Origin of the sequence: Aquamicrobium soli, assembly GCF_042646345.1 — a bacterium.
Classification (GTDB): Bacteria; Pseudomonadota; Alphaproteobacteria; order Rhizobiales; family Rhizobiaceae; genus Mesorhizobium; species Mesorhizobium soli_A.
This window is the reverse complement of sequence record NZ_JBHRTK010000022.1, coordinates 185,144-211,825: the sequence shown is the minus strand read 5'-3', so window position 1 is coordinate 211,825 and position 26,682 is coordinate 185,144. Positions and strand designations below refer to the sequence as shown.

23 protein-coding genes are annotated in these 26,682 nt (G+C 65.8%); 4 read left to right on the top strand and 19 right to left on the bottom strand.

Features of this window, described 5'->3' with window-relative positions; translation table 11 throughout:
- Positions 1 to 262 precede the first annotated feature (262 nt).
- Positions 263 to 1,411: a hypothetical protein gene (locus ACFOHJ_RS19680; protein ID WP_378223752.1), complete on the top strand. Its 1,149-nt coding sequence runs from the start codon at positions 263 to 265 to the stop codon at positions 1,409 to 1,411.
- Between the two features lie 65 nt (positions 1,412 to 1,476).
- Here the strand turns inward: ACFOHJ_RS19680 and ACFOHJ_RS19675 are convergent, their stop codons facing one another.
- The 3 genes from ACFOHJ_RS19675 to ACFOHJ_RS19665 all read right to left on the bottom strand — a co-directional run bounded on the left by ACFOHJ_RS19675 (position 1,477) and on the right by ACFOHJ_RS19665 (position 3,422).
- Complete coding sequence (locus ACFOHJ_RS19675) at positions 1,477 to 1,824, bottom strand: hypothetical protein (RefSeq protein WP_378223749.1); 348 nt, start codon at positions 1,822 to 1,824, stop codon at positions 1,477 to 1,479.
- Between the two features lie 187 nt (positions 1,825 to 2,011).
- Positions 2,012 to 2,650, bottom strand: a complete 639-nt coding sequence (locus tag ACFOHJ_RS19670) for a DapH/DapD/GlmU-related protein (protein WP_378223746.1) — start codon at positions 2,648 to 2,650, stop codon at positions 2,012 to 2,014.
- Between the two features lie 52 nt (positions 2,651 to 2,702).
- Positions 2,703 to 3,422, bottom strand: a complete 720-nt coding sequence (locus ACFOHJ_RS19665) for a sulfotransferase family protein (RefSeq protein WP_378223744.1) — start codon at positions 3,420 to 3,422, stop codon at positions 2,703 to 2,705.
- Positions 3,423 to 3,673: 251 nt separating this feature from the next.
- Here ACFOHJ_RS19665 and ACFOHJ_RS19660 point away from each other — a divergent pair, with 251 nt between their 5' ends.
- From ACFOHJ_RS19660 to ACFOHJ_RS19650, 3 genes are all read left to right on the top strand, one after another.
- The gene (locus tag ACFOHJ_RS19660; RefSeq protein WP_378223741.1) at positions 3,674 to 4,252 is read left to right on the top strand and encodes an SCO family protein; all 579 of its coding nucleotides are present in this window, start codon (positions 3,674 to 3,676) and stop codon (positions 4,250 to 4,252) included.
- Positions 4,253 to 4,269: 17 nt separating this feature from the next.
- The gene (locus ACFOHJ_RS19655; RefSeq protein WP_378223739.1) at positions 4,270 to 5,145 is read left to right on the top strand and encodes a 50S ribosomal protein L11 methyltransferase; all 876 of its coding nucleotides are present in this window, start codon (positions 4,270 to 4,272) and stop codon (positions 5,143 to 5,145) included.
- Between the two features lie 85 nt (positions 5,146 to 5,230).
- Positions 5,231 to 7,069, top strand: a complete 1,839-nt coding sequence (locus ACFOHJ_RS19650) for an aminopeptidase P family protein (protein WP_378223736.1) — start codon at positions 5,231 to 5,233, stop codon at positions 7,067 to 7,069.
- Between the two features lie 4 nt (positions 7,070 to 7,073).
- Here ACFOHJ_RS19650 and ACFOHJ_RS19645 read toward each other — a convergent pair whose 3' ends face one another.
- From ACFOHJ_RS19645 to murD, 16 genes are all read right to left on the bottom strand, one after another.
- The gene (locus ACFOHJ_RS19645) at positions 7,074 to 7,370 is read right to left on the bottom strand and encodes an AzlD family protein (protein WP_378223733.1); all 297 of its coding nucleotides are present in this window, start codon (positions 7,368 to 7,370) and stop codon (positions 7,074 to 7,076) included.
- Positions 7,367 to 8,095: an AzlC family ABC transporter permease gene (locus ACFOHJ_RS19640; protein WP_378223730.1), complete on the bottom strand. Its 729-nt coding sequence runs from the start codon at positions 8,093 to 8,095 to the stop codon at positions 7,367 to 7,369. The genes ACFOHJ_RS19645 and ACFOHJ_RS19640 overlap by 4 nt, the downstream gene beginning before the upstream one ends.
- A 139-nt stretch (positions 8,096 to 8,234) precedes the next feature.
- The gene (locus ACFOHJ_RS19635) at positions 8,235 to 8,924 is read right to left on the bottom strand and encodes a DUF2461 domain-containing protein (RefSeq protein WP_378223727.1); all 690 of its coding nucleotides are present in this window, start codon (positions 8,922 to 8,924) and stop codon (positions 8,235 to 8,237) included.
- A gap of 1 nt (position 8,925) precedes the next feature.
- Positions 8,926 to 11,076: an NAD-dependent DNA ligase LigA gene (ligA, locus tag ACFOHJ_RS19630; protein ID WP_378223725.1), complete on the bottom strand. Its 2,151-nt coding sequence runs from the start codon at positions 11,074 to 11,076 to the stop codon at positions 8,926 to 8,928.
- Between the two features lie 229 nt (positions 11,077 to 11,305).
- On the bottom strand, positions 11,306 to 12,982 hold the full coding sequence (recN, locus tag ACFOHJ_RS19625; protein WP_378223723.1) for a DNA repair protein RecN: 1,677 nt from the start codon (positions 12,980 to 12,982) through the stop codon (positions 11,306 to 11,308).
- 6 nt (positions 12,983 to 12,988) lie between these two features.
- The gene (locus ACFOHJ_RS19620; protein ID WP_378223720.1) at positions 12,989 to 13,858 is read right to left on the bottom strand and encodes an outer membrane protein assembly factor BamD; all 870 of its coding nucleotides are present in this window, start codon (positions 13,856 to 13,858) and stop codon (positions 12,989 to 12,991) included.
- 223 nt (positions 13,859 to 14,081) lie between these two features.
- The gene (gene lpxC / locus ACFOHJ_RS19615; RefSeq protein WP_378223717.1) at positions 14,082 to 15,035 is read right to left on the bottom strand and encodes a UDP-3-O-acyl-N-acetylglucosamine deacetylase; all 954 of its coding nucleotides are present in this window, start codon (positions 15,033 to 15,035) and stop codon (positions 14,082 to 14,084) included.
- A 270-nt stretch (positions 15,036 to 15,305) separates the two neighbouring features.
- Positions 15,306 to 17,003, bottom strand: coding sequence for a cell division protein FtsZ (gene ftsZ / locus ACFOHJ_RS19610; protein ID WP_378223715.1), 1,698 nt, complete (start codon positions 17,001 to 17,003; stop codon positions 15,306 to 15,308).
- Positions 17,004 to 17,071: 68 nt separating this feature from the next.
- Positions 17,072 to 18,373 carry a cell division protein FtsA gene (gene ftsA / locus ACFOHJ_RS19605; protein ID WP_378223712.1) on the bottom strand — a complete coding sequence of 434 codons (1,302 nt, stop codon included), beginning with the start codon at positions 18,371 to 18,373 and terminating at the stop codon, positions 17,072 to 17,074.
- Entirely contained in the window at positions 18,370 to 19,302 is a 933-nt protein-coding gene (locus tag ACFOHJ_RS19600) for a cell division protein FtsQ/DivIB (RefSeq protein ID WP_378223711.1), read from the bottom strand. The genes ftsA and ACFOHJ_RS19600 overlap by 4 nt, the downstream gene beginning before the upstream one ends.
- Entirely contained in the window at positions 19,290 to 20,216 is a 927-nt protein-coding gene (locus tag ACFOHJ_RS19595) for a D-alanine--D-alanine ligase (protein WP_378223708.1), read from the bottom strand. Before ACFOHJ_RS19595 ends, ACFOHJ_RS19600 begins: the two co-directional genes overlap by 13 nt.
- A 256-nt stretch (positions 20,217 to 20,472) precedes the next feature.
- Complete coding sequence (murB, locus tag ACFOHJ_RS19590; RefSeq protein WP_378223706.1) at positions 20,473 to 21,441, bottom strand: UDP-N-acetylmuramate dehydrogenase; 969 nt, start codon at positions 21,439 to 21,441, stop codon at positions 20,473 to 20,475.
- 142 nt (positions 21,442 to 21,583) lie between these two features.
- On the bottom strand, positions 21,584 to 22,993 hold the full coding sequence (murC, locus tag ACFOHJ_RS19585) for a UDP-N-acetylmuramate--L-alanine ligase (RefSeq protein ID WP_378223704.1): 1,410 nt from the start codon (positions 22,991 to 22,993) through the stop codon (positions 21,584 to 21,586).
- The gene (gene murG / locus ACFOHJ_RS19580; RefSeq protein ID WP_378223702.1) at positions 22,990 to 24,117 is read right to left on the bottom strand and encodes an undecaprenyldiphospho-muramoylpentapeptide beta-N-acetylglucosaminyltransferase; all 1,128 of its coding nucleotides are present in this window, start codon (positions 24,115 to 24,117) and stop codon (positions 22,990 to 22,992) included. Before murG ends, murC begins: the two co-directional genes overlap by 4 nt.
- Before the next feature lie 7 nt (positions 24,118 to 24,124).
- Positions 24,125 to 25,279, bottom strand: coding sequence for a putative lipid II flippase FtsW (gene ftsW, locus ACFOHJ_RS19575; RefSeq protein WP_378223700.1), 1,155 nt, complete (start codon positions 25,277 to 25,279; stop codon positions 24,125 to 24,127).
- On the bottom strand, positions 25,279 to 26,679 hold the full coding sequence (gene murD, locus ACFOHJ_RS19570; RefSeq protein WP_378223697.1) for a UDP-N-acetylmuramoyl-L-alanine--D-glutamate ligase: 1,401 nt from the start codon (positions 26,677 to 26,679) through the stop codon (positions 25,279 to 25,281). The genes ftsW and murD overlap by 1 nt, the downstream gene beginning before the upstream one ends.
- Positions 26,680 to 26,682: the final 3 nt, after the last annotated feature.

Below are 26,682 nucleotides of genomic sequence, written 5' to 3'. Positions count from 1 at the left end.
CCCTGCTCATGCGCTTGGAAGATGCCTCGGGTCGAGAATTCAACCAGACACAACTGGAAATTGCGCAACCAGAAATTATAAACTTATAAGAGATATGGGAAGGTATGCGTGCAGGCAACAACCTGCTCCTTCCGCTTCACGGCGGTGTACCCCGGCCCCTTCCGTCTCGCCACCCCCGAGGCGGGAGGGGCTTGGGCGCGGAGGCCCGCCCATGTGGAAACGAAAAACGACCCTCCATCGACCAGTCCGGCGGCAGCTTGCCATGGTCGGGCTCTTCCTCCTCGGCGGACAGCTTTGTGCCCCGGCGATGGCCGAAAACGGCGTCCACGCCACCTCTAGCCTCGAACGGCACTGGACCAGCAATGCGCTCGACAGCGACCGTGCCGTGGCCGACTGGTACACGCTGCTGCGCGGCGCGCTCGAATGGCGATCCGGGGACGACGATTCCTCCATGGCGCTCGCAGCGGAATTCCAGGCGACGCGCTACGACACCGTCTCGATCGAGGACGACCGCGCCCTCGCCCTCACCGCACAGGCTTTTCGCCGGTTGGATTCCGGCGTCGAGCTCAAGGGCACGTTGAGCTACCGCGCCTCCAGCGAAGGCGACGACCTCGTCATCGGGCCGCTGGTGCTGGGCATGCGTACGCCGAAGCAGGTTTTCGCCGCCAGCGGCCAGGTCGGCATCGACCTCGGCGACGCGACATCGCTGATCCTCGAGGCTTCCGACAGCTTCGAAAAGGTCGGCGCCACCCGCTTTCAGAGCGACCTGCTGATGCCGGCGCAACTCGACCCCGATCGCAATCGCGCCGAGATCGGCGCGCGGCTTACGCGAACTGTGGGTCCCTTCACTTTCGGAGCGTCGGGCTCCGCGCTCCGTATCTCCGTCCAACGCCTGGGAAGCCCGCTGGTAGCGCTGTCGCTCACCCAATATTCGCTGCGGGGCGAGTTTACCTACACCGGCGCGGACGGTTCGACGCTGGGAGCCGCGCTGGGTGCCGAAATGCTGCGCGGTGACGACGCCATCTACGCCAGCCTGCGACCGTCATGGCAGATAAGTTTCGCCAGGAAGTTGCCGCACGGCCTCGAATTGCGCGGCACCTATGTCGGCCGTTTCGAGACCGCCGACAGCGACGATCCTCTCGCCTCGTGGCTTCAGCGCGGAGAACTCGAATTCGCCGCAACCCTTCGCGCGAACCTGGTGCTTGCCGGCGGCGTGTTCGCCGAGGCCAAGGAGAATCTCCTGTTCAAGAACGTGGAGCGCAAGCGCGGCCTCTATGCCGAACTGACCTGCCAGGCGACCACCTCCACCGCCATCGTGCTGCGGCTCGATTTTTCGCGGACGTTCAAGACGGTGATCGACGAGCGCCAGCAAACCGTCGATACCTTCGTCGGGCTGCGCGCAAAACTATAGGCAGGAGGGTATTTTCACCCTCCTGCCCGCATCCCATGGGCTCGCCCGTCCATGGGCGTTTCCCGTCAGCGGTGGTGCTTGCTGCCGCCCAGCTTGTAGCTGGTGTTGTTGTAGCCGCTATTGTTTCCGATCAGCGTATCGCCGAGCCCCGAGAGGCCGACCGCCCCGAGGATGCCGTTGCCGACACTGGTCTTGTTGCCGCTCAGGATGCCCGAGACATTGTTGCCGCTGAGGATGTTGTTCAGCGCCGTGACATTCCCCAGGCCGATCGACGGCGAGACATTGATCAACCCGCTCGAAACGCCGCTGTTTCCGCCGATGATCTTGGTCGTTCCACCAAAACCGCCGGCCTCGGCGCCCACAGTATAGAAAGAAACGGCTGCAACAGCGAGTACGAATGCGAACTTGTTCATGACTTCTCTCCTGTAATGTCGACAGTGTTTCCTTCTGCTTTCTTTGGCGTACCTCCATCGTCATTAGCGCATCCCAAGACATGGAATGCAACCGAGAATAGATATATTTTGTTAATACAACCAGTTTTCCAATTCTTAACGATAACAGTTAGCGTTAAGGGAGATGGTTACTGGCGGCGCCTGTTCTTCAAGCGGCGTTTTCCCAGCGATCGAGAAACGCCTCGATCGGCAGGGCCTGCATGTCGGGGATGGCCTGCGCCAGCTTTTCCGGCGTCCAGTCCCACCAAGCCAGCGCCTCGATCCTGGCGGCGACTTCTTCGGAAAACCGCCGCCGCACCGGCCGCGCCGGTGCCCCCGCCACGATCGTGTAGGCGGCCACGTCCCGCGTCACCACCGCGTTGGCGCCGATCGCCGCGCCGTTGCCGATGCTGACGCCCGGCATCACCACCGCACCGTGGCCGATCCAGACATCGTGGCCGATGACGACCTTTTTCGCCTGCCGCCGCTCGCGAAAGGCGGCGTCGACGCCAAGGAAGCGGAAATACTCGTTCGGCCGGTAGCTCACCTTGTGCGTGGTCAGCCGCTCCATCGGATGCTCAAGCGCGTTGACGCGGCTGTTGGCGGCGATGGAGCAGAACCTGCCGATACTGGCGTAGATCGCCTCGGCATGGCGCTCGAAATAGGAGAAATCGCCGACACTCACCTCGCGCAGGATGACGCGCTCGCCGATCACGGCGTAGCGGCCCAGCCGGCACCCCTTCAACTCGGCAGTCGGGTGGATGCGCGGCTGCGGATCCTTCGGCAAAGGCGCTTCGGTTCGGTCCATCAGGTGGCTTTACGCCAGCCCGCTTGCGGCGACAAGCACGGGGCGCCGGCGGTCAGGCATAGCCGAAATAGGCCATCAGTTCCTTCGCCTCGCCGGCATGGAACTGCCGCTCGACTTCCGCCGGTAGCGTCTCCTTCCAGGCGCCCCTGAAATCCCGGATCGGTTCGTTCACCTGCGCCCGGCGCTTCAGCGCATGGGCGTCCTGGGTTCGACGGGAGCGCCCCCAGGTGACCGGCTTGTTGTGGTAATCGAGCATGTCGGGCTCGAACGGCACGCCGATGAAGCCGCACAGCGCGGCCAATGAATCGCTCGGATCGTCGATGAAATCCTCGTAGCGCCACAGCACGCTGGGCTGCTCTTCCAGGCAAAGCCTCGACGCCTTGCTGTCTCTCAGCCACCGCTTGAACGAAACCTCGAAATCCCCGTAGCGCTTTCCCAGCGAAGCGACGACGTCGCGGCCGTCACGCGTCGTGACGATGAACTGCGCATTCGGCAGCCAAGTCCGGATCTTGTCCGTGTGATGGATGTGGCTTGGACTCTTCTCGACCCAGATATCGCGCCCTGACAGGGCCACCTGGGCCAGGGCTGAGGCCGCCCTGTACCATTTCGAGCGCCCGTTCCAGTCAAAGGCGCCCGTCTCGTAGGGAAAACTGAACACGGACGGATGGGCAGCCAGTATCCGGGCCAACAGGCTCGATCCGGTATGGCCGCAGCCGCAGATGAATACGGACGATTTCGGCTTCGGAACAAGCCGCCGAACGACGCGCTGCATGACTGTCCCCTCCACCTTCGTGGCCCACTGTGTTGCACAGTATGCAAGCGCATAACCCCTGTCCATGCATTGGAACAGCCATGCGTGACGTTGGCGCCTTGCGGCAATGGACCGCCTTTGCGCGCGCCCGGCGGAGGCGATAAGATCGCGGCCATGAAAAGCGGCCCAGGCCTGTCGGCCCTCGCCTCCACCACACGTCTTCCGGCCGTCGTCCATTGACGTCGCCGGACCGCCTACCACGGACCTAATCCATGATGCGTTCCATCCTGATCGGCATTCTCGTCCTGATGGCCGCCGGCATCGGCTGGCTGTCCTTCGACTGGTATCGGGGCCACTATGGCGGCGAACCGTTCGGCGCGCCGTTCACCCTGACCGACCAGAACGACCAGCCGATCACCGAGGCGGCCTTCCGCGGCCAGCCGAGCGTCATTTTCTTCGGCTTCACCCATTGCCCGGAAGTGTGCCCGACCACGCTGCTCGAACTGTCCGGCTGGCTGAAGAATCTCGGCGACGACGGCAAGAACCTGCGCGCCTACTTCGTCTCCGTCGACCCGGAGCGCGACACGCCCGAGGTGATGAAAACCTACATTTCCAATTTCTCCGACCGCATCGTCGGCATCTCCGGCGACCCGGAAAAAGTCCACGCCATGGCGAAATCGTTCGGCATCTACTGGAAGAAGGTCGATACCGGCGACGGCGACTACACCATGGACCACACTGCATCGGTTCTTTTGCTGAAAGCCAACGGTGACTTTGCTGGCACGATCGCCTATGGCGAGAACCCCGACACCGCCATCGCCAAGCTGAAACGGCTGGCTTCCCAGGGTTGACGAAAGCGCCACCGGCCATGACGCAGACAAGGCTCCACTTCACGACGCGCAAGGCGGAGGCGGAGCGCGCCTACGCCGCACTGGAACCGGCGTTCGAGGACGACGGCCTGCCGCTGGCGATCGTCGAGATCGACGAGGAGCGCGACATCCACGAGGTCTCGCTTTACGCCGATGCCGGCGAGGTCAACTCGGTCGAGGGTCGGATCAAGACCATCCTGGCCGACCTCTCGCTTTCCGTTCCGATCGAGCGGGAAGTGCTGCCCGACGTCGACTGGGTGACGCGATCGCTCGAAGGGCTGAAGCCGGTGCGCGCCGGCCGCTTTTTCGTCCATGGCGCCCATGACCGCGACCAGCGGCAGGACGGCGACATCGCCATCGAGATCGAGGCCGGCCTCGCTTTCGGCACCGGTCACCATGGCACCACCGCCGGCTGCCTGGAAATGCTGGAAAACGTGGTCACCGCCGAACAGCCGAAGAACGCGCTCGACCTCGGCACCGGCAGCGCCGTGCTCGCCATCGCGCTGGCCAGGATCGCGGACATTCCGGTGCTGGCGACCGACATCGACCCGGTGGCCGTCGAGGTGGCGGCAGCGAACGTGGCGCTGAACGGCGTATCGAAGCGCGTCGAGACGGTGACGGCCACCGGCTTCGACCATCCGGTCTTCGCCAGGCGTCGCCCGTTCGACCTCATCGTCGCCAATATCCTTGCCGGGCCGTTGATCGAGATCGCACCCGACATGGCGGCACATGTGAAGGAAGGCGGGTCGCTGATCCTGTCCGGCATCCTCGACCGGCAGGAACCGGCGGTCGTCGCCGCCTATCTCGCGGCAGGCTTCCGGCACGTCCGCACCACCCACCTCGACGGCTGGGTGACGATCCACCTGAAGCGGTAAGCGCCGCTGGCCCACATGCCGCCGATTGTCAGCCGCCGGCCGGGCGGCTAATTTCGCGCCGATCCTATCGGCAAAGGCATTTTTCATGTTCCAGACATTCGATTCCGCCGGCGACCCCTCCGTCGGCAAGCCGCGCGTGGCGAAACTGCGCGAGTGGCTGGCGGGGCAAGGGCTGGACGGCTTCATCGTGCCGCGCGCCGACGAGCACCAGGGCGAATATGTCCCGGCCCGCGCCGCGCGCCTGAAATGGCTGACCGGTTTTTCCGGATCGGCCGGCGTCGCCATCGTGCTCAAGGACCGGGCCTTCGTCTTCGTCGACGGCCGCTATGCCTTGCAGGTGCGCAAGGAAGTCGACCTCGACGTGTTCGCCATCGAAAGCCTTGTCGACAACCCGCCGTCGTCGTGGATCAGGGAAAATCTGGTCAGGGGAACGCGGCTCGGTTTCGATCCCTGGCTGCATACGCTGAGCGAAGCCAGGGCCCTGAAAGCCGCCGCCGACAAGGCTGGCGCTGCGCTGGTGGCGCTGGATCGCAATGCCGTCGACGCCATCTGGGACGACCAGCCGGAACCGCCTCTGGAGCCGGTCGAAATCCATCCCATCGCCTTTGCCGGCGAACTGGCCAGGGACAAGCTCGCGAGGCTGGCGGCGGTGATCGGCAAGGAGGGCGCGACCCACGCCGTGCTGACCGACCCCTCCTCCATCGCCTGGACCCTCAACATTCGCGGCCGCGACGTGCCGCATACGCCGCTGGCGCTCGGTTTCGCGGTACTCGCCGCCGACGGCAACCACCTTCTGTTCATGGACGAGCGCAAGTTCTCCCGCGAAGTGAAGGCCTACCTCACCCAGTTGACCGGGCTGCGTGCGCCCGGCGAATTCGAGACGGCCATCGCCGATCTGGCCAAGGCCGGCGCGAAGATCGCGCTCGATCCGGTACTTGCCGCCGAGAAGCTGCGGATGCTGGTCGAAGAAAACGGCGGCACCGTCGTCGAGGCCGCCGATCCGGCGCGCATCCCGCGTGCCACCAAGAACGCGGCTGAGATCGCCGGCTCACGCGCCGCCCATCGCCGCGACGGGGCCGCCGTCGCCAAGCTTTTGTGCTGGCTGGAGCGGCAGAAGCCCGGTTCGCTGGACGAGATCGCGGTGGTCACCAAACTGGAGGAATGCCGCCGCGCCACCGGCGAGGAGACGCAGATGCCGCTGCGCGACGTTTCCTTCGACACCATTTCCGGCGCCGGCCCCAACGGCGCGATCATGCATTATCGCGTTTCGCGCGCCACCAGCCGCACGCTCGGCGACGGCGAACTGTTCCTGCTGGATTCCGGCGCGCAGTACCAGGACGGGACGACCGACATCACCCGCACCGTTCCGGTCGGCCGCCCGACCGAGGAAATGCGCGAGCGCTTCACGCTGGTGCTGAAAGGCATGATCGGCATTTCCACGCTGCGCTTCCCGGCCGGCACGCGCGGCTCGGAGATCGACGCGGTGGCGCGCATGGCGCTGTGGAAGCATGGCTGCGACTTCGCCCACGGCACCGGCCACGGCGTCGGCTCCTACCTCGCCGTGCATGAGGGGCCACAGCGCATCGCCCGCACCGGCACCGAGAAGCTGCTGCAGGGCATGATGCTTTCCAACGAGCCCGGCTACTACAAGGAAGGCGCCTACGGCATCCGCATCGAGAACCTGATCCTGGTGACGCCGGCCGAGGCGATCAGGGGCGGCGACATCGCCATGCACGGCTTCGAGACGCTGACGCTGGCGCCCATCGACAGGCGGATGATCCGCCCCGACCTGCTGACCGCCGACGAGGCCCAGTGGCTCGACGCCTACCACGCCCGCGTGCTGGGCGAGATCGGCCCGATGCTGGACGGCGAAACGCTGGCCTGGCTGGAAAAGGCCTGCGCGCCGCTGCCCGCCGCCGGCTAAGCTGTCAGGATACGAACTGGCGGCACAGGATCAGCGCCGCCACGCCGGCCAGGAACATCGTCATCAGCCCGCCGCGCAGCGAAGCCAGCGCCGTCACGGCAAGAGCCGCCCATTCGGCCGGGCCGGCGGTCAGCACGGCCGGCGCGACCAGCGTCGTCAGCACCGCCGCCGGCACGGCGTTGAGGCCCGCCTCGACGCGCGGATGGATGGTATTGAACCGCGACAGGATCAGGTGGCCGCCGATGCGGGTGAAATAGGTCGCGACCGCGCCGGCAATGATGATCCAGAAGGTGGTGCTCATGGCCGTTCTCCGACGCCGCTGTGGTGCGGCGGCAGGATGACCGCCAGAAGGATGCCGGCCAGCGCGCCGAGGGTAACGTGCCAGGGCGAGCCGACGATCTTGTAGGCGACGATCGAGGCGACCGCGCTGACGGCGACCACGGGCAGCCACAAAGGCCGTTTGCGGAATTCCATGACGAGGCCGAGGAAATAGATCGGCAGCAGGAAATCCATGCCGATGGCGGTGGTATCTGGGATCAGCCTGCCGAACAGCGCCCCCAGCAGCGTCAGGAACACCCAGGAAACATAGACCGACAGCGCCCCGCCCATATACCAGACGAAGCCGACCTTGCGGCCGCTTAGCGCCCGGCTCTCGGCAATCGCATATTGCGGATCCGTCAGCAGGAAATAGCCGGCGACCTGCTGCATGCGCGGCCAGTGCGCCAGATGCCGGCCAATGGCGGCGGAATAGAGCACATGGCGGAAATTCACCGCGAAGATCGAAAGCACGATCAACCACGGCGCGACATGGTGCCCGAACAGTTCGATGCCGACCATCTGGCTGGCGCCGCCGAAGATGGCGGCGCTCATCAGCACCGCTTCGAAGACCGAAAAGCCGTTGTCCATGGCAAGCGCACCGAACAGCATGGCGAATGGGCCGGCGGCCACCACGACCGGTATGCTCAGCCGTGCGCCGTTCCAGAACTCGCTTGCCGGCGAGCCTTCCGATACCGCATCCAACGCCATATGCGCTCCTTGCATCCGCCGACTGCCGTACCGGGCGCGATGCTTTTCACCAAGGGCGCTATGTAGGCAGCGCGCCGCACCCTGTCACACGAATTCGATTGGCCCAAGCGATCAAGAAAAATGATTGTTCGCACGCCATCTATCGGCGCGGCAGCCGGCCTTCGATCGTCCTGCCCCAATCGAGCAGAGGCTTTGCCCGGACGGCGAAGTCGACCAGCGTTTCGACCAGATCAGGCCGCTGGATGGCAGCCGGGTCGATCTCCCGGCGAACGACGAAGTGCCGGTTGCGGACGGCTGCGGCAAGGTCCGGTTCCGCCACCGCCTCGAACCCGCGCGGCACCCGCTTCAATTGCCCTTCCGTGCCGATTTCCAGTCTGTTCCCGGCCAGCGCCGCAACCATCGCCCGGAAAGCCTCCGGCTTTTCCACGATCGCCTTGCGCATTGCCAGCAGCAGTTCCGGCCCCGGGCTCCACCAGGCGACGGCAGCAAAGCAGCGGTCGAGGCCGACATAGACGAAGAAGACGCCCTGCTCCATCTTGCTGCCGTCCGGCGACAGGATCGCCGAGACATGATCGGTATAGGGCCGCTTGTCCTTGGAAAAGCGCACGTCGCGGTTGATGCGGAACTGCGACTTCTTGCGGTCGCCCTTGAGGTCCAGGCCGGTCTCACCGAAGCGCTCGGTCAAGACCTCGATGAGATCGCCCAGCGGCTCGCGCAACTCGCTCTCGAACAGCGCCTTGTTCTCGTGGAACCAGTCGCGGCTCTGGTGGAAGTCGAGCGCCTTGAGGAACGGTATGGCCTTTTCGCCGAAGCCCGCGAAACCGGCCATGTCAGGCCTGCCTGCCGACCAGCGCGAACCAGCCGTCCTCGTCGATCACCTCGATACCGAGCTCCGTGGCCTGCTTGAGCTTGGAGCCGGCCCCCGGTCCCGCCACCACCAGGTCGGTCTTCTTCGACACCGAACCGGCCACCTTGGCGCCCAGCTTCTCGGCCATCGCCTTGGCCTCGTCGCGCGACATCTTCTCGAGCGCCCCGGTGAACACCACGGTCTTGCCGGAAACCGGAGTTTCCACCAACCCGACGCGCTCCTCGTCGAGCGGCGTCACTTCCGCCAGCAGCGCGTCGAGGACCTCCTGGTTATGCGCCTCGCCGAAGAATTCCACCACCGCCTCGGCGACCACCCCGCCGATGCCATTGATGCCGTTCAGTTCCTGCCAGGCGGCATTGCCGGGATCGCCCTTGCCTTCGGGCATGACGGCGCCCTCGCCCGCCTTTCGGAAGGCATCGAAGGCGATGAAATGGCGGGCGATGCGCTTGGCGTTGGTTTCGCCGATGTGGCGGATGCCAAGCCCGAACAGGAAGCGCGAAAAGGCGATCCGGCGCCGCTCGTCGATGGCCGCAAACAGCTTGCGCACCGAGGTCGCGCCGAAACCGTCGATGTTTTCCAGCTTGGTCAGCGACGACGCCTGCCGCGCCTTCAGCGTGAAAATGTCGGCCGGCGACTGGATACGCAGCGCCTCGTCCTCGGCATTGAAGAAGAACTCGATCTGCTTTTCGCCCAATCCCTCGATGTCGAAGGCGTTGCGCGAAACGAAGTGGCGCAGCCGCTCCACCGCCTGCGCCGGGCAGATCAGGCCGCCGGTGCAGCGCCGCACCGCCTCGCCTTCCTCGCGCACCGCATGGCTGCCACAGGCCGGGCAAAGATGCGGGAATTCATAGGCAACGCTGTCGGCCGGACGTTTTTCCGGAATGATGTCGAGGATTTGCGGAATGACGTCGCCGGCACGCTGGATGATGACGGTATCGCCGACCCGGATGTCGCGGCCGTCGCGGATCGGCTGGCCGCTGTTGCCGATGCCCTTGATGTAATCCTCATTGTGCAAGGTGGCGTTGGTGACCACGACACCGCCGACGGTGACCGGCTCCAGCCGCGCCACCGGCGTCAGCGCGCCGGTGCGGCCGACCTGGATATCGATGCCGTTCAGGATCGTCATCGCCTTCTCGGCGGCGAATTTGTGCGCGGTCGCCCAGCGCGGGCTGCGCGAGCGGAAGCCCAGCCGCTCCTGCAGGTCGAGCCGGTCGACCTTGTAGACGACGCCATCGATGTCATAGGCAATCTCGGCGCGCTCGGCTTCGATGCCATGGTAGTGCGCAAGAATCTCCTCAATGGTGCGGCAGCGCACCATGCGGTCGTTGACCGGAAAACCCCAGCGGCCGAAGCGCTTGACGATCTCGAACTGCGTCTCGCCAAGCGGCGCGCTGACCTCGCCCCAGGCATAGGCGAAGAAGCGCAGCGGCCGCGTGCGCGTCACCTCCGGGTCCTTCTGGCGCAGGCTGCCGGCGGCCCCATTGCGCGGATTGGCGATCGACTGGCCGCTCTCGGCCAGCCGCGCCTGGAGCGCGAAAAAGTCGTCGCGGCGCATATAGACCTCGCCGCGCACCTCCACCACGTCCGGGGCATCCTCCGGCAACGTCTCGGGGATTTCGCCGATGGTGCGGATGTTGGCGGTAACGTTCTCGCCGGTGGTGCCGTCGCCCCGCGTCGCGGCACTCACCAGGCGGCGGTTCTCGTAGCGCAACGACATGGAAAGCCCGTCGATCTTCGGCTCGGCCGTGAAGACGATCTCCCGCTCCGCCGGGAAGGCGAGGAAGCGGCGCACGCTGGCCACGAAATCGCGCACGTCTTCGTCGGAAAAGACGTTGTCCAGCGACAGCATCGGCACGGCATGAACGACCTTGCCGAAGGTGCCGGAAGGCGCCGTCCCGACCTTGTGCGAAGGCGAATCCGCCCGCACCAGTTCAGGAAAACGCGCCTCTATCTCGGCATTGCGAATGCGCAACGCGTCGTACTCGGCGTCGGAAACCGTCGGCGCATCCTCGGCATAGTAGCGCCGATCGTGCCCGGCGATCTCTTTCGCCAGCCGCTCCAGTTCGGCGGCGGCTTGCTCGATGGTCAGGCTGTCGACGCTTTGCTCAGGCATGTTTCGGTCCCACGGATTCGGCCGCACCATAAACCAGATTTGGCGGCGGGGCACTTGCCGCATGTCTCCCGCAAAATGCGCAGCGGTTTCGGGGCAAGACATGCGCAAGGCAAGCTGCAGCCTATAGCCAGAACCCGTCTCCGCGCGATAGGCGGCAGGAAAAAACCGCAGGAGAACAGCGCGCTGCTGCCATCTCCTGAATCATTTTATGATGGAAAGGCCGTCCCGCTCAGGAGGCGGCGGCGGTATTTTCCCGAAGCAGCCGCTCGGCCGCGGCCCGCGCCTCGACGGTGATGGTGGCACCGGCCAGCATGCGGGCGATCTCCTCTTGCCGCGCGGCCATGTCCATCTCGGCGATGCCGGTCGCAACCCGGTCGGCGCCGCCCGTCTTGGAAATCAGGAAATGTGTCGCCGCCCGCGCCGCCACCTGCGGCGCGTGGGTGACCGAAAGCACCTGCACGCGCTGCGACAGGCGCGACAGCCGCTGGCCGATGGCGTCGGCCACGGCGCCGCCGACGCCGGTGTCGATCTCGTCGAACACGAGGGTCGGCGCAGAGCCGCGATCGGCCAGCGCCACCTTGAGCGCCAGGAGGAACCGGGAAAGCTCGCCGCCGGAAGCGACCTTCATCATCGGGCCGGGCCGCGTGCCGGGGTTGGTGCGCACCCAGAACTCGACGCTGTCGATGCCCTCTTCCATCCGGTTGTCGGGCTCGCTGGCAAAATTGACGATGAACTCGGCGCGTTCCAGCTTGAGGGCCGGCAGTTCCGCCATCACCGCCTTGGCAAGCCCGAGTGCCGCGGCGTGGCGCAAGTCCGACAGATGCGCGGCCGAGGCGTCGTAGCCGTCGCGCGCCGCCGCAGCCTGCTTCTCCAGCTCATGCAGCTTGCCCTCGCCGGCATCGAGGTCGGCAAGGTCGGCCGACATCGCATCGCGCAACTGCGCGAGGTCGTCGACGGCGACGGAATATTTACGCGAGGCCGCGCGCAGCGAAAACAGCCGCTCCTCGGCCTTTTCCAGCCGCTGCGGATCATATTCCGCCGCACGCAGGGCCGCTTCCACGCCCGACTGGGCGGCGTCGAGCGAGAGCATGGCCTCGTCCAGCGACTTGACCACCTCGTCGAGCAGACCGGGCGCATCCGTCACCTTGCGTTGCAGGCGCCGCAGCAGGCTCGCCAGTTGCGGCAGCGGCGAGGCCGGGCCGGAAAGCACGTCCTGCGCGTCCTGTATCTCCGCGGCGATCTTCTCGGCGCGCATCATCGCCGCGCGCAATTCGGCAAGATCCGTCTCCTCGCCCGGCTGCGGGTCGAGCTTGATCAGTTCGGCAACCGAGGCGCGCAAATAATCGGCCTCGCGCGCCGCGGCCTCCACCTTGGCGCGGTGGCGAGCCAACTCCTGCTCGGCCGCGCGCCAGAAGCGCCAGGCTTCCGCCGTCGAGCGCGCCGCCCCCACGTGGCTGCCGAAGGCGTCGAGCAGATCGCGGTGCGCCGCCGGATCGACCAGCGCCCGCTCGTCGTGCTGGCCATGGATTTCCACCAGCGCGTGGCCGATGTCGCGCATCAGCGAGACACTTGCCGGCTGGTCGTTGACGAAGACGCGGGTGCGCCCGTCCGCCGTCTGCAACCGGCGCAGGATGATGTCGCCGTCGTCGTCAATGGCATTTTCGGCAAGCAGGGCGCGTGCCGGGTGGTTCTGCGGCACGTCGAACACTGCCGTCACCTGCCCCTGCGTCGCGCCATGGCGCACCAGCGAGGCATCGCCGCGCGCGCCCAGCGCCAGCGACAAGGCGTCGAGAAGAATGGACTTGCCCGCGCCCGTCTCGCCGGTCAGCACGGAAAGGCCGGACGAAAAATCGATGTCCAGCCTCTCGATCAGGACGATATCGCGGATCGACAGCCTGGCGAGCATTGGCCGTCAGGCGCCGGTGATCAGCTTCCCGGCCTTGGAAATCCACGAGCCGGCGTTTTCGCGGGGCGCCAGTCCGCCGCTTTGCAGCAGCTTGTAGGAATCCTTGTACCACGGACTGTCGGGATAGTTGTGGCCGAGCACGGCGGCGGCCGTCTGCGCCTCGTCGGTCAGGCCCAGCGCGTAATAGGCTTCGACCAGCCTCGACAAGGCTTCCTCGACGTGCCGGGTGTTGGAGTAGTTCTCCACGACGTTGCGGAAACGCTTGATGGCGGCGATATATTCGCGCCGCTCAAGATAGTAGCGGCCGATCTGCATTTCCTTGCCGGCCAACTGGTCGGTGGCAAAGCGCATCTTGGCCTTGGCATCCTCGACATATTCCGAATCGGGCCAGCGCGTCACCAGTTCCTGCATGGTCTGCAAGGTCTGGCGCGCTTCCTTCTGGTCCTGCGTGACGTCGCGAATCTGGCGGTAATAGCTGAGGCCGATGATATACTGCGCATAGGCCGCGTCATCGGTCGTGGGATAGAGCGTCAGGTAGCGCTTGGCCGAGCCGATCGCTTCCTCGTAGTTGCCCTGGCGGTAATTGGCGAAGGCGCCCATCACCATCGATTTGCGGGCGAATTCCGAATAGGGGTGCTGCTTGTCCACCGCCTCGAACTTGCGGCTCGCCTCCTGCAGGCGCCCGGCGTTCAGGTTGGCGAGGCCCTGGTTGTAGAGCACGTCGGCCGGTTCGGTCTTGTCGACATAGGTCGACAGGTCGATGTCCTTTTCGGAAGACATGCAGGCCGACAGGACAAGAGGGGCGGCAAGGACGGACAGCGCCACAAATGCCGGCTTGGCCGATAGTTTCAATCGACCCGTTCGTGAAAAAAACATGATCCGGTTTTGCCCTCTCGGCGCCATTTTCGTCGTCGGCACGCAGCCATAGCCCATAACCGCCCCACGCGGCAACGCTATCGGGGGGCAATCGCGCATTTTTGTGACACCGGGCGAATGCCGCCCCAGCGCAGCCATTTCGGCGTTCAGTGATGCATTATTGCCACAACCGCCCGAAGCCGGCGACAGGTCCTGGCGCCGGCGACGAACCGCAGAAACAGGCTTAGATCACCCAGGGGGCGTAAACCGGCGTGCCGACCGCGCTGATCTCAAGCGGACGGCCACCACCCCGCCGTGTCGTCTCCACGACCTCGAAGGCCGAGCGATCCGACAACAGGCGGCGCAACGCCGCCGCGTTCAGGCGGTGCCCGCCGCGATAGGAGCGGAAACAGCCGATGAAGCGCGCCCCGGCCAGCGCCAAGTCGCCCATGGCGTCCAGCGTCTTGTGGCGCGCGAACTCGTTCGGATAGCGCAGGCCGCCGATATTGATGATGCGGTTGTCGTGGCCGATCACCAGCGAATTCTCCAGCGAGGAGCCGAGCGCGTAGCCGGCCGCCCACAGCCGCTCCACGTCCTTCATGAAGCCGAACGTGCGCGACCGCGAAATATCGCGGCGGAAAACCTCGGCGGTCATGTCGGAGGAAAAGGCCTGGCGTCCGATGGCCGGGCTTTCGAAATCGATCTCGACCTCGAAGCGCGTGCCGAGATAGGGCCTGAACTCCGCCCACGACGCGCCGTTCTCGATCCGCACCGTCTTCAGCACGCGGATGTAGCGGCGCTTGACCGCAAGCGTTTCCAGGCCGACCCGGTCGAAGGCTTCCACGAACATTTCCGCGCTGCCGTCGAGGATCGGCACTTCGTTGCCGTCGATCTCGACGACCAGATTGTCGATGCCGAGCCCGAAAAGCGAGGCCATCAGGTGCTCGACCGTCGCGATATGCTGGCCCGCGGGATCGCCGAGCATGGTGCACAAGTCGGTGGCGCCCACCTCGGACACCAGCGCCGGCAGTTCGCGCACCGTCCCGTTCCGGTCCGGTACATGAAAGACGATACCGGTATCGGCGTCGGCGGGAAGGAAATGCGCCGTGACCTCTCTGCCGCTATGCACGCCGACGCCAGTCAGCGTCACACGCGATTTCAGTGTCGTCTGATGATCGAGCAAGATAAAACCCCACATGCCACGGTCCACGGCCCGTTTCTCCGGACCCGCCGCCATGGCCTTATTTCCAGCAACTGAGCCCTTCCCCCGCGAAGCCCGACAGCCGGCATTGACGGCAGCGAAGATAATAACGCCGGGGCGAGTCTCCAAATCACGCTTTCTTTCCTGATGTTACGGAAGATCGGTGTCGACGAAATATCCAACCCTTTGTTTTAACAGGGATAAAACGGTTAACGGGCAGGCGGTTTCCCGCCTGCCCGTTAAGGAATATTACAGGTTGTTAACAGCTCAGTTAGCTTGCCGGCGAAGGAACGCCGGAATCTCCAGCTGATCCTCTTCCTGGCTCGGGCGCGGCTGCGCGGCAAGTCGACCGTGGTCGTCCAGTTGGCCACGGCGCGGCGCGTAGAGCTGGGCGTCGTGCGCGGCAAGGCGGCGGGCTTCCGGCGCGACCTGGCGCAGGCGCGGCTCGCGCGGATGCGCCGGCTCCAGGCGGGCGGGCTCCTCCTCGCGGCGGGTAAGCCCGTTGGTCAGGCGCTTGAGCAGGCCCATCGGGCCGCGATCCTCGTGGTCGACCGGATGCGCCTTGGCCTCCACCTCGGCCTTCACCTGCGGCGGGAAATCCTCGACGCGGGGCATGCGCGGGGCGGCCGCTACCGGCTGCTGCTGCGGCATTTCACGCGGCGCGGCGTGCTGCTGCACCACCTGCTGCGCGGCGGCGAAGGGCTGCGGCTGGGCCGGCGGTGCCTGGAACAGCTTGTTCACGGGGCGGAAGTCGTCCTCCTCGTGATGGGCGACCGGCGCGGGACGAGCCTGCGCCATTTCGGCGGCGTTGGCTTCCGCAAGGCGGATCGCCTCGGCGACCGGATCGTGCGCGCGCTGCTCGTGGATCGGCTGGTGCACGGGTGCTGCCGGGCGGGCCTCGGCGGCCACCGCCGGACGCTGCTGCGGCTGCTGTTGCGCCGGCTTGGCCTGCGGCTGCGGCGCGCGGATGGCGATGGGGGCGGCCGCGATCTGCTCGGCCGACTTGTCGATGCCGGTGGCGACGACCGAAACCCGGATGACGCCTTCCAGTTCCTCGTCGAAGGTGGCGCCGAGGATGATGTTGGCGTCCTGGTCGACCTCCTCGCGGATGCGGGTCGCGGCCTCGTCAACCTCGAACAGGGTGAGGTCGCGACCGCCGGTGATGGAGATCAGCAGGCCCTTGGCGCCCTTCATCGAGGTTTCGTCGAGCAGCGGGTTGGCGATCGCGGCTTCGGCCGCGGCCATCGCCCTGCCCTCGCCGGAAGCCTCGCCGGTACCCATCATCGCCTTGCCCATCTCGCGCATGACCGAGCGCACGTCGGCGAAATCGAGGTTGATGAGGCCTTCCTTGACCATCAGGTCGGTGATGCAGGCGACGCCCGAATAGAGCACCTGGTCGGCCATCGCGAAGGCGTCGGCGAAGGTGGTCTTGTCGTTGGCCAGCCGGAACAGGTTCTGGTTCGGGATGACGATGAGGGTATCGACGCACTTCTGCAGTTCCTCGATGCCGAGGTCCGCCGTCTTCATGCGGCGCTGGCCTTCGAAGTGGAACGGCTTGGTGACCACGCCGACGGTGAGGATGCCCTTTTCGCGCGCGGCGCGGGCGACCACCGGGGCAGCACCGGTGCCGGTGCCGCCGCCCATGCCGGCGGTGACGAAGCACATATGGGTGTTGGACAGGTGGTCGACGATCTCGTCGAGGCATTCCTCAGCCGCCGCACGGCCTACTTCCGGCTGCGAGCCGGCGCCGAGCCCTTCCGTCACATGCGCGCCGAGCTGGATCAGCCGCTCGGCCTTCGACATGGTGAGCGCCTGCGCGTCCGTGTTGGCCACGACGAACTCGACCCCGCGCAAGCCGGCGGTGATCATGTTGTTGACAGCGTTGCCGCCGCCGCCGCCGACACCGAACACGGTGATGCGGGGCTTCAGCTCGGTGATGTCCGGCTTTTGCAGATTGATTGCCATTTGTCCTCGTCCTTTGCCTTTCCCGCCGCTTCGCCGTCGCGGCCGCCTATGGGGCTGTCCCCTGAAAACTAAAAACTGTCTCTCAACCACTCACTCATACGGTGCAGTCGCCCACCCGTGCCCGTCATCGCGAAACGGGCCATTCCCTGCGCCGGGCGGCTTTCGAAGGCCGCCACCTGCGGATAGATCAGAAGCCCGACCGGCACCGAGAAGGCCGGCCCCTTGGCAGCTTCGGGCAGGCCCGCGACACCGAGCGGACGGCCGATGCGCACATTGCGCCCGAGTATCCGGCGCGCGGCTTCCGGAAGGCCCGCAAGCTGGCTGGCGCCACCCGTCAGGACCACCCTCTTTCCGACCAGGCCGCCATAGCCCGACTTGTTGATTCGCTCGCGCAGCAACTCCAGCGTCTCTTCGACGCGGGCGCGGATGATGCGCGTCATCATCGCACGCGGTACCTGCTGGGCGACGTCGCTTTCGTCGCCGATCGGCTGGATGGAGACGAGGTCGCGGTCGTCGGCGCTGCCCGGCAGGGCCGACCCGTGCATGACCTTGAGGCGTTCGGCCGCCGAGATCGAGGTCGACAGCCCCTTGGCAAGGTCGAGCGTGACATGGTTGCCGCCGATCGCGATCGCATCGGCATGGATGAACTTGCCTTCGTTGAATACCGAAATCGTGGTGGTGCCGCCGCCCATGTCGATGCAGGCGGCCCCCATTTCCAGTTCGTCGTCGACCAGCGCCGCCAGGCCACTGGCATAGGGCGTCGCCACCATGCGCTCGACCGACAGGTGCGAGCGGTTGATGGCGAGTTCGAGGTTGCGCATCGGCGCCGAATCGCCGGTCACCACATGCATGTCGACGCCCAGCGCGTCGCCGACCATGCCGCGCGGGTCGCGCACGCCCCGCTCGCCGTCCAGCGAAAAGCCGACGGGCAGAGAATGAACGACCTCGCGCTCGGCCTTCAGCGCCTGCTTGGCACCGGCGGCGAGCACGCGCCTGACGTCGCCCTCGCCAGCCTCGTGGCCGCCGAGATTGATCGTTGCGGCAAAGCTTTCGCTCTTCAGCCGCCCGGCGGTCATGTTGACGATCAGCGAATCCACTGTCAGTCCGGCCATGCGCTCGGCCGCGTCGACGGCAAGGCGAATGGCATGCTCGGCGCGGTCGAGGTCGATCACCACGCCCGACTTCACGCCTTCGGATTTCTGATGGCCGATGCCGATTACATGAATGCGGTGCGAACGGCCGCGCAGCAGCTTGCCGTCCTCACACGGCTTCAACTTCGCCACCACGCAGCAGACCTTGCTCGAGCCGACATCCAGCACCGTGACGATGCCGGAGCGATGCGCGGAATCCTGGACGCCGAGCCAGCTCATATCTTCGTCTCTTTCTTGCGCTGGGCAGCTTTCGAGGCATCGAGCAGCGCCGCCTGGCGCGCGCTGTTCGCCTCCGGCGACAACTGGACGACGAGCCGGTCGGGAAAACGCATGTCGATGGAAAGGATATCCCGCTCCAGGATCCCGTCCTTGTCCTCGAAACCGGCGAGCGAGGCGATGGCCTTGTCCACACCCGCTTCCGGCAGCTTGACGGTCACGCCGTTGAGCATCTTCACGTCCCAGCGCCGGCCGCCGATGCTGACATAGCCCTTCACCCGCGAAGCGAGGTCAGGGAACTTGTCCATCTTGGCCAAAAGGTCGGGCGCACCGAGCGGAACATCGGCACTGACGAACAGCGGCAACAGCGCCTGCTTGCCGCCCGAATACGGAGCGATCACACGCCCGGAGCGCTCGATGACGGAAAGCTTGTCGCCGCTCTGCCACAAGGCGAAGGCCTGGCGCTCCTCGACGCGCACTTCCAGCGTATGCGGGTAGATCTTGCGCACCGTGGCGCTCTCGACCCAGGGAAGCGAAGCAACCCGGTCACGAGCGGCGTCGACATCGAAGCCGATCAAAGAAGTCCAGCCGTCGAGCTCGAGGCTGCCGAGAATATCGATTTCGGAAGTCTCGCGATTGCCGACAACCTTGATCTGGTCGACGGCGAAACCGGTGCGCGCGGTAAAGCCCTGGACGATGCTGTCCATGTGCCCGCCGAGATAGGCGCCATAGGCGCCGCTCGAGCCCAGCAGGGCGGCACTGACGAGGGTCGCGGCGAAGCGCGGCGGCACGAAGTCGCCACGGCCGAAATGCGCGACCATGCGCGCCGGCCGGCGCAGCCAGCGCGGCAGGACGAAATGGCCGAACGACGGATACGGGTTGGCCACCCTCGCACCCCTCCCGCCATGTCGACCCCATCTCACCGCAGACAAGACGCGTCCTCCACCATCCAACTCAACAAATCACCGAACGAATGTCCTGCCTCGGCAGCAATCTCGGGCACCAGCGAAGTCGGCGTCATGCCGGGCTGGGTATTGATTTCGAGCCAGATGAGCTCGCCATTTTCGGAATGGCGGTCATCGTAGCGGAAGTCAGACCGGGAGACGCCCCGACAGCCGATCGCTTGGTGAGCCTTGAGCGCCAGTGTTTGTATTTTTTGGTAAATATTCGGTGAAATTTTTGCCGGACATTCGTGCTTTGATCCGCCCGCGACGTATTTTGAATCGTAATCGTAGAAGGAATGGCCGGTCGGAATGATCTCGGTGACGCCAAGCGCCACATCGCCCATCACCGCGCAGGTCAGCTCGCGCCCGTGCACGTAGCGCTCCACCATGACCCGCTCGCCATATTTCCACTCGGGCGAGGAAACGATCTGCGGCGGATGCGTCTGCCCTTCCTGCACGATCACCACGCCGAAGCTCGACCCCTCGTTCACCGGCTTGACGACATAGGGCGGCTTCATCGGATGCTTGGCGCCGACGGCGAAGCGGTCGATGATCTTGGATTCCGCAACCGGAATGCCGGCATCCTTGGCCACCTTCTTGGCCTGCTCCTTGTTCATGGCCAGCGCCGAAGCCAGCACACCCGAGTGCGTATAGGGAATGGCCAGGTATTCGAGGATGCCCTGGATGGTCCCATCCTCGCCGAAGGGGCCATGCAAGGCGTTGAAGCAAACATCAGGCTTGAGCGCGAGAAGCACGGAACCGACGTGGCGGCCGACATCGACCCGGGTCACCTTGTAGCCGACTTCCTCCAGGGCAGCAGCGCAAGCATTTCCCGAAGAGAGCGACACGGGCCTTTCGGAAGAAAAACCACCCATGAGGACGGCAACGTGCTTGTCTTTCATCTCCCGTCATCCCCTCTTGCGGCGGGCCATCGCTCCATTTCCGAGAAGTGAGTCCGAGTCTCCCGGCAGGTTACCCCCCAGACGGAAAACGCGCTTTGCGGCCCGTTGCGACTCAAATCAGGAAACGCTTTAGGCCAGAGAATCAGAGAGTTGATTCCGTGACAAGTGCCTATGATTCCAGATGATTCACTTTAGCGACTTTTCGTCGAAAAAAGTGACCGGCTCGCTCGTTCCGGCCGATTGCCGGTCGCTGTGGCTAAAGTAGCTGGCCGAGAAATTCCTGCACGGCATGGCCGGGCCGGAAAGTCCCGATGCGCCTGATCTCCCAGTGCAGGCGGATACCGGAATTCTCCAGCACCCGGGCCCGCACCGTCTCGCCCAGATATTCGAGTTCGTATCCGGTGGCCGCGCCGGTGTTGATCATGAAGTTGCAATGCATCGGCGACATTTGTGCCGCGCCCACCATCAGGCCGCGGCAGCCGGCCTCATCGATCACTTTCCAGGCCGACGTGCCTTCCGGGTTCTTGAAGGTGGAGCCGCCGGTCTTTTCGCGGATCGGCTGCACGGTCTCGCGGTGATGCTGGACCGCATCCATCGCCGCCTTGATCGCTTCCTTGTCTTCCGCGAATCCCTCGAACACCGCCGAGGTGAAAATGAAGTTGTCCGGCGCCGCCGAGTGGCGGTAGGCATAGCCCATGTCGGCGTTGCTCAGCACATGGCGCTTGCCCTGGCGGTCGAGCGCATGCACCTCGACCACGCGCTCGCGCGTTTCGACGCCGTTGGCGCCGGCATTCATGCGCAGCGCGCCGCCGATGGCGCCCGGAATGCCGTGGTAGAAATGGAAGCCGCCGATACCGGCTTCATAGGCGACCGCCGCGAGCCGCTTGTCGGGCAGCGCCGCCCCGGCCCGGATCCTGTTTGGCGCAACCACCGCGGCGTCGCCAAAGCCCTTGGCCGAAAGCCGCACCACGAAACCCTCGATACCGCCGTCGCGCACCAAAAGGTTGGAGCCGATGCCGACGACGGTCAGCGGCAGCTCATGCGGAACCGCCTTCAGGAAGGCGGCAAGGTCGTCCTCGTCGGCCGGCTGGAACAGCGCGTCGGCCAGGCCACCGGCGCGGAACCAGGTGATCTTGTCCATCTCGGCATCGACCGTGATGCGCCCGCGCAGGCCCGAGAGCCTGTCGCCCAGCGAGGCAAGAAGCTTTTCACCGCGCGTCGTCATGACAAGGCTCCGCGCGAGGCCATACCCCCACCCTTCACCTCTTCCCACAAGGGGGAGGGGTATTCGCAAAGGTGCCCGCCAAGTTCCCCTCCCCCTTGTGGGGAGGGGCTAGGGGTGGGGGTAATAACGGGTGCGACACTGCTCAAGTCGCTCCTCCCGGCGCCGCCAGTTCCTTCGGCAGGGCGTAGGCCCATTGGGTGATGTTGCCGGCGCCGAGGAAAACGACGAAGTCGCCCGGCTTGGCGAGATCTCTCACGGCAGGCGCAATCGCTGCCGGACCTTCGATGTAGCGGGCGTCCCGATGGCCGCCGGCGCGCATGCGTGCCACCAGCGCATCGGAGGACACGCCTTCGATCGGGTCTTCGCCGGCCGGGTAGACGGGCGCCACCATCACCGTGTCGGCTTCGTTGAAGCAGGTGGCGAATTCGTCGAACAGATCGTGCAGGCGGGTGAAGCGATGCGGCTGCGCAACCGCGATGATGCGCCCCTTGGTGGCATCGCGCGCCGCCTTCAGCACGGCCTTGATCTCGACCGGGTGATGGCCGTAGTCGTCGAACACCTCGACGCCATTCCACGAACCGGTGTGGGTGAAGCGCCGCTTGACGCCGCCGAAGGACGACAACCCCTTGCGGATCGCCTCGGGCGACAGCCCAAGCTCATGCGCCACCGCGATCGCCGCCGTGGCGTTGGACACGTTATGGCGTCCCGGCATCGGCAGGCGAAGCCCGGCGATCTCGGTCTGGCCGCCCTTGCGGTCGCGGATCACCACATCGAACTCGGACGACGCGCCGTTCATGCGGTGGTTGACGAAGCGCACGTCGGCCTGCGCGTTGGCGCCATAGGTGATGACGCGGCGGTCGTCGATGCGGCCGACCAGCGCCTGGACCTCCGGATGGTCCGTGCACATGACGCCGAAGCCGTAGAACGGCACGTTCTCCACGAACTGGCGGAACGCATCGCGCACCGCATCGAAAGAGCCATAATGGTCGAGATGTTCCGGGTCGATATTGGTGATGACGGCGATGTCGGCCGGCAGCTTCAGGAAGGTGCCGTCGCTCTCGTCGGCCTCGACGACCATCCACTCGCCGTCGCCCATGCGCGCATTGGTGCCATAGGCATTGATGATGCCGCCGTTGATGACGGTCGGATCGAGCCCGCCGGCATCGAGCAGCGTCGCCACCATCGACGTGGTCGTGGTCTTGCCATGCGTGCCGCCGATGGCGACCGCCTGGCGAAAGCGCATCAGTTCGGCCAGCATTTCCGCGCGGCGCACGATCGGCAGCAGCTTTTCCCGCGCTGCCACCAGTTCCGGGTTGGATTTCCTGATCGCGGTGGACACCACCACGACTTCCGCATCGCCGAGGTTCTCGGCGGCATGGCCGACGAAGCACTCGATGCCCTTCTCGCGCAGCCGCTGCACATTGGCGCCGTCGGACTGGTCCGAGCCCTGCACCTTGTAGCCGAGATTGTGCAGCACTTCGGCGATGCCGCTCATGCCGATGCCGCCGATGCCGATGAAATGCACCAGGCCGATCGTTTGCGGCATTTTCATGCGTGTACCTCTTTCCTGAATTCGGCGACGGTTCTGCCCGAGGCAATAGCCTCTGTCAGGTCGGCGAGCAACCGCGTCGCGTCGGGCTTGCCGGCCGATTTCGCCGCCGCGGCCATCGCGGCAAGCTTGTGCGGGTCGTCCATCGAACCGCGGATGAGTTGCGCCAACCGTTCGGCCGACAGGCTCGATTGCGGGTGCACCTCGGCACCGCCCGCCGCCGCGAGCGCGGCTGCGTTGGCCGCCTGGTCGTGATCGAGAGCATAAGGATAAGGCACCAGCAAGCCCGGCCGGCCGATGACGGCGATTTCGGAGACGGTCGAGGCGCCGGAGCGCGAAACCACCAGATGCGCCGCAGCGATGCGCGCCGCCATGTCGGTGAAGAAGGGCGACACCTCGGCCGTCATGCCGAGGCCGGCATAGGCGGCCTCGACCTTCGCCGCATCCTCGGCCCGCGCCTGCTGGGTGACGACGAGCCGCTTGCGCAGGGCGTCCGGCAAAAGCGCTACCGCCGCAGGCACGGCATCCGAAAAGAACTGTGCGCCCTGGCTGCCGCCGAACACCAGCAGCCGGAACGGGTCGCCTTCGGCCGAGGCTTCGTAGGGAACCTTCGAGGCATCCAATACCGCCGGCCGCACCGGATTTCCGGTGGTGACGGTCTTCTGCCCCGCGACGCTCTGATCCTGCGGCAAGAAGCCACCGGCGATGGCGCTGACCCGCCGCGCCAGCGCCCGGTTGGCGCGCCCCATCACCGCGTTCTGCTCGTGCACCATCGTCGGCACGCCGCGCCGCGTGGCGGCATAAAGCGGCGGCAGCGTCGGATAGCCGCCGAAACCGACCACCACGGCAGGCCTCAACTTGCCGATCAGCGCCGACGCCTGTCGAACGCCCGACCATATCTTCCAGAACGCCCTGGCCAGCGCCAGTGGGTTCTTCGAGCCGAAGGTGGCGGAACGGATCGGATGGACGGCGACCGCCGGAAACTGCCCGGCAAAGCGCCCGGCCCGGTCGTCGGTCGCCAGGTGCACGCTCCAGCCGCGCGCGGTCAGTTCGTGCGCCAGCGCCTCGGCCGGAAACAGGTGTCCGCCCGTTCCGCCCGCCGCCAGCAGGATCGTGCCCTTGGCCATCAAGTCCCTATTCCGCCGGCATCATCGAAGCGGAGGAATAGCCGATCCGCCGCCGCTTCTGCGGCTTCCTGCGCGTCAGCGCCAGCACCATGCCCATGGAAACGGCAATGGCGATCTGCGAGGAGCCGCCATAGGAGATGAAGGGCAGCGTCATGCCCTTGGCCGGCATCAGCTGCAGGTTCACGCACATGTTGATCGCCGACTGCAAGCCGAAGACGGTGACGAGGCCGCCCACCGCATAACGGCTGAAATCGTCCTGCTCCTTGAGGGCCGTGGACAGCCCGCGCAGCACGATGAAAGCGAAGATCGACATGATGAGGAAGCACAGCACGATGCCGAACTCCTCGCCCGCGACCGAGAACACGAAGTCGGCATGGCTGTCGGGAATGACGCGCTTGAACGTGCCCTCGCCCGGCCCGACGCCGAACCAGCCGCCATTGACGATGGCCTCGCGCCCCATGTCGACCTGGTAGGTATCGCCCTCGCCCGTCATGAAGCGGTCGATGCGGCCGGCAACGTGCGGGAACACCGTATAGGCGGCAAACACGCCGGCAATACCGGCGGCGCCGAGCAGGATGATCCATACCCACGACAGGCCGGCCATGAAGAACATGACGCCCCACGTTCCCAGCACCAGCATCGTCTGGCCGAAGTCGGGCTGCGCTACCAAGAGCGAAATGACCACCACCAGCAGGATCATGGCGAACAGGTTGCCGGGAATGTCGGGCTGGCGCCGATGCTCGGCAAACAGCCACGCGCAGACGATGACGAAGGCCGGCTTGAGGAATTCCGACGGCTGGATCGACAGGCCGGCGAGCGAAACCCAGCGCCGCGCGCCCTTCACCTCGACGCCGACGTAGAGAACGGCGACCATCAGCACCAGCATGATGCCGAGCAGCACCAGAGCAAGCCGGCGGATATAGCGCGATTCCAGGAAGGACACCGCCAGCATCACCACCAGCGCCGGGATCGTGAAGACGATCTGTCGCGTGGCGAAATGGAACGGGTCGAGACCGATGCGCAGCGCCACCGCCGGGCTGGCGGCGAAGGAAAGCACGATGCCGAGCCCCATCAGCGACAGGAACGCGGCGAGGAACCAACGGTCGACGGTCCACCACCATGTGGCGACCGGGCTTGTGTCGAGACGGCTTGCCTGTGCCATTATCGCTTCTCTCCGATTGGGAGCACCCCTTCGATAGCACGCGCAGCTTGCCTGAAGAATTCGCCGCGCTTCTCGAAGTTCTGGAACTGGTCGAAACTGGCGCAGGCCGGCGACAACAGCACCACCGCCTCGCCGCTGTCGTCGGCTTCCGCGTCGCGGGCCGCATGCTCGACGGCCGCCTGCAAGGTGCCCGAGATCTCGTAGGGCACGCTTTCGCCGAGCGTGGCCGAAAACGCCGGTGCCGCCTCGCCGATCAGGTAGGCACGCGCCACCCGCGAGAACAAGCCGCGCAGCGGCTCGATGCCGCCCTCCTTGGGCAACCCGCCGGCGATCCAGTAGATGCGCGGGAAGCTCGACAGCGCCGGTGCCGCCGCATCGGCGTTGGTCGCCTTGGAATCGTTGACGAACAGGACATGGCCCTTGCGGCCCACCTGCTCCATGCGGTGCTCCAGCCCCGGAAAGCTCTCCAGCCCGGACTGGATCTCCCCGAGTTCCAGCCCGGCCTTCAGGCAGGCGGCCACGGCGGCCAGCGCGTTCTGCGCATTGTGCTGGCCGCGCAGCGAGCCGATGCCCTCGAGGAAGGCGATGCGGCTGTAGCGGCCGTCCACCGCCTCCATCAGGTCGGTGCCGTCGGCGAAATAGCCGTCGGTCAGCGGCAGCCGCTTGGAAATGCGGACGACGTCCTTGCCGACCCGCTCCAGCCGGTCGGCGATCTGCGCGCACCAGCTGTCGTCGATGCCGATGATCGCGGTCTCGGCCCCCGCCACCAGCCTCTCCTTGATGGAGGCGTAGTGCTGCATGGTGCCGTGGCGGTCGAGATGGTCGGGCGTGAGGTTGAGCAACACGCCGGCGGTCGGGTTGATCGAGGGCGCGAGGTCGATCTGATAGGAGGAGCACTCCACCACATAGGGCCGGTCGGCCTGCAGCGGGTCGAGCGTCATCACGGCGCGGCCGATATTGCCGCCCATCTGCGCGTCGCGGCCGGCCGACTTCAGGATATGCGCCGTCAGCGCCGTCGTCGTCGACTTGCCGTTGGTGCCGGTGATGGCGATCAGCGGCGCCTGCGGCGCGTGGGCGATGCGCTCGCGGCAGAACAGTTCGACGTCGCCGATGACCTCGACGCCCGCACCCCGCGCCAGTTCCACCGACCAGTGCGGCTTAGGATGCGTCAGCGGCACGCCGGGGGAAAGGACGAGGGAGGAAACCCGCGACCAGTCGATGTCCCGCAGGTCGGCAGTCGGAATGCCGTCGGCTCCGGCCTTGGCCACGCTTTGCGGATTGTCGTCGAAGGCCAGCACCTCGGCCCCGCCGTCGACCAGCGCGCGGGCCGTGGCGATGCCGGAACCGCCCAGCCCGAACAGGGCCACATGCTTGCCGGAAAATGTCGTGGCGGGGATCATCGG

Coding starts and splice junctions, on each gene's coding strand:
- ACFOHJ_RS19680 (WP_378223752.1), top strand. CDS start 263: ATGGTCGGGCTCTTCCTCCTCGGCGGACAGCTTTGTGCCCCGGCGATG.
- ACFOHJ_RS19675 (WP_378223749.1), bottom strand. CDS start 1,824: ATGAACAAGTTCGCATTCGTACTCGCTGTTGCAGCCGTTTCTTTCTAT.
- ACFOHJ_RS19670 (WP_378223746.1), bottom strand. CDS start 2,650: ATGGACCGAACCGAAGCGCCTTTGCCGAAGGATCCGCAGCCGCGCATC.
- ACFOHJ_RS19665 (WP_378223744.1), bottom strand. CDS start 3,422: ATGCAGCGCGTCGTTCGGCGGCTTGTTCCGAAGCCGAAATCGTCCGTA.
- ACFOHJ_RS19660 (WP_378223741.1), top strand. CDS start 3,674: ATGATGCGTTCCATCCTGATCGGCATTCTCGTCCTGATGGCCGCCGGC.
- ACFOHJ_RS19655 (WP_378223739.1), top strand. CDS start 4,270: ATGACGCAGACAAGGCTCCACTTCACGACGCGCAAGGCGGAGGCGGAG.
- ACFOHJ_RS19650 (WP_378223736.1), top strand. CDS start 5,231: ATGTTCCAGACATTCGATTCCGCCGGCGACCCCTCCGTCGGCAAGCCG.
- ACFOHJ_RS19645 (WP_378223733.1), bottom strand. CDS start 7,370: ATGAGCACCACCTTCTGGATCATCATTGCCGGCGCGGTCGCGACCTAT.
- ACFOHJ_RS19640 (WP_378223730.1), bottom strand. CDS start 8,095: ATGGCGTTGGATGCGGTATCGGAAGGCTCGCCGGCAAGCGAGTTCTGG.
- ACFOHJ_RS19635 (WP_378223727.1), bottom strand. CDS start 8,924: ATGGCCGGTTTCGCGGGCTTCGGCGAAAAGGCCATACCGTTCCTCAAG.
- ligA (WP_378223725.1), bottom strand. CDS start 11,076: ATGCCTGAGCAAAGCGTCGACAGCCTGACCATCGAGCAAGCCGCCGCC.
- recN (WP_378223723.1), bottom strand. CDS start 12,982: ATGCTCGCCAGGCTGTCGATCCGCGATATCGTCCTGATCGAGAGGCTG.
- ACFOHJ_RS19620 (WP_378223720.1), bottom strand. CDS start 13,858: ATGTTTTTTTCACGAACGGGTCGATTGAAACTATCGGCCAAGCCGGCA.
- lpxC (WP_378223717.1), bottom strand. CDS start 15,035: ATGTGGGGTTTTATCTTGCTCGATCATCAGACGACACTGAAATCGCGT.
- ftsZ (WP_378223715.1), bottom strand. CDS start 17,003: ATGGCAATCAATCTGCAAAAGCCGGACATCACCGAGCTGAAGCCCCGC.
- ftsA (WP_378223712.1), bottom strand. CDS start 18,373: ATGAGCTGGCTCGGCGTCCAGGATTCCGCGCATCGCTCCGGCATCGTC.
- ACFOHJ_RS19595 (WP_378223708.1), bottom strand. CDS start 20,216: ATGAAAGACAAGCACGTTGCCGTCCTCATGGGTGGTTTTTCTTCCGAA.
- murB (WP_378223706.1), bottom strand. CDS start 21,441: ATGACGACGCGCGGTGAAAAGCTTCTTGCCTCGCTGGGCGACAGGCTC.
- murC (WP_378223704.1), bottom strand. CDS start 22,993: ATGAAAATGCCGCAAACGATCGGCCTGGTGCATTTCATCGGCATCGGC.
- murG (WP_378223702.1), bottom strand. CDS start 24,117: ATGGCCAAGGGCACGATCCTGCTGGCGGCGGGCGGAACGGGCGGACAC.
- ftsW (WP_378223700.1), bottom strand. CDS start 25,279: ATGGCACAGGCAAGCCGTCTCGACACAAGCCCGGTCGCCACATGGTGG.
- murD (WP_378223697.1), bottom strand. CDS start 26,679: ATGATCCCCGCCACGACATTTTCCGGCAAGCATGTGGCCCTGTTCGGG.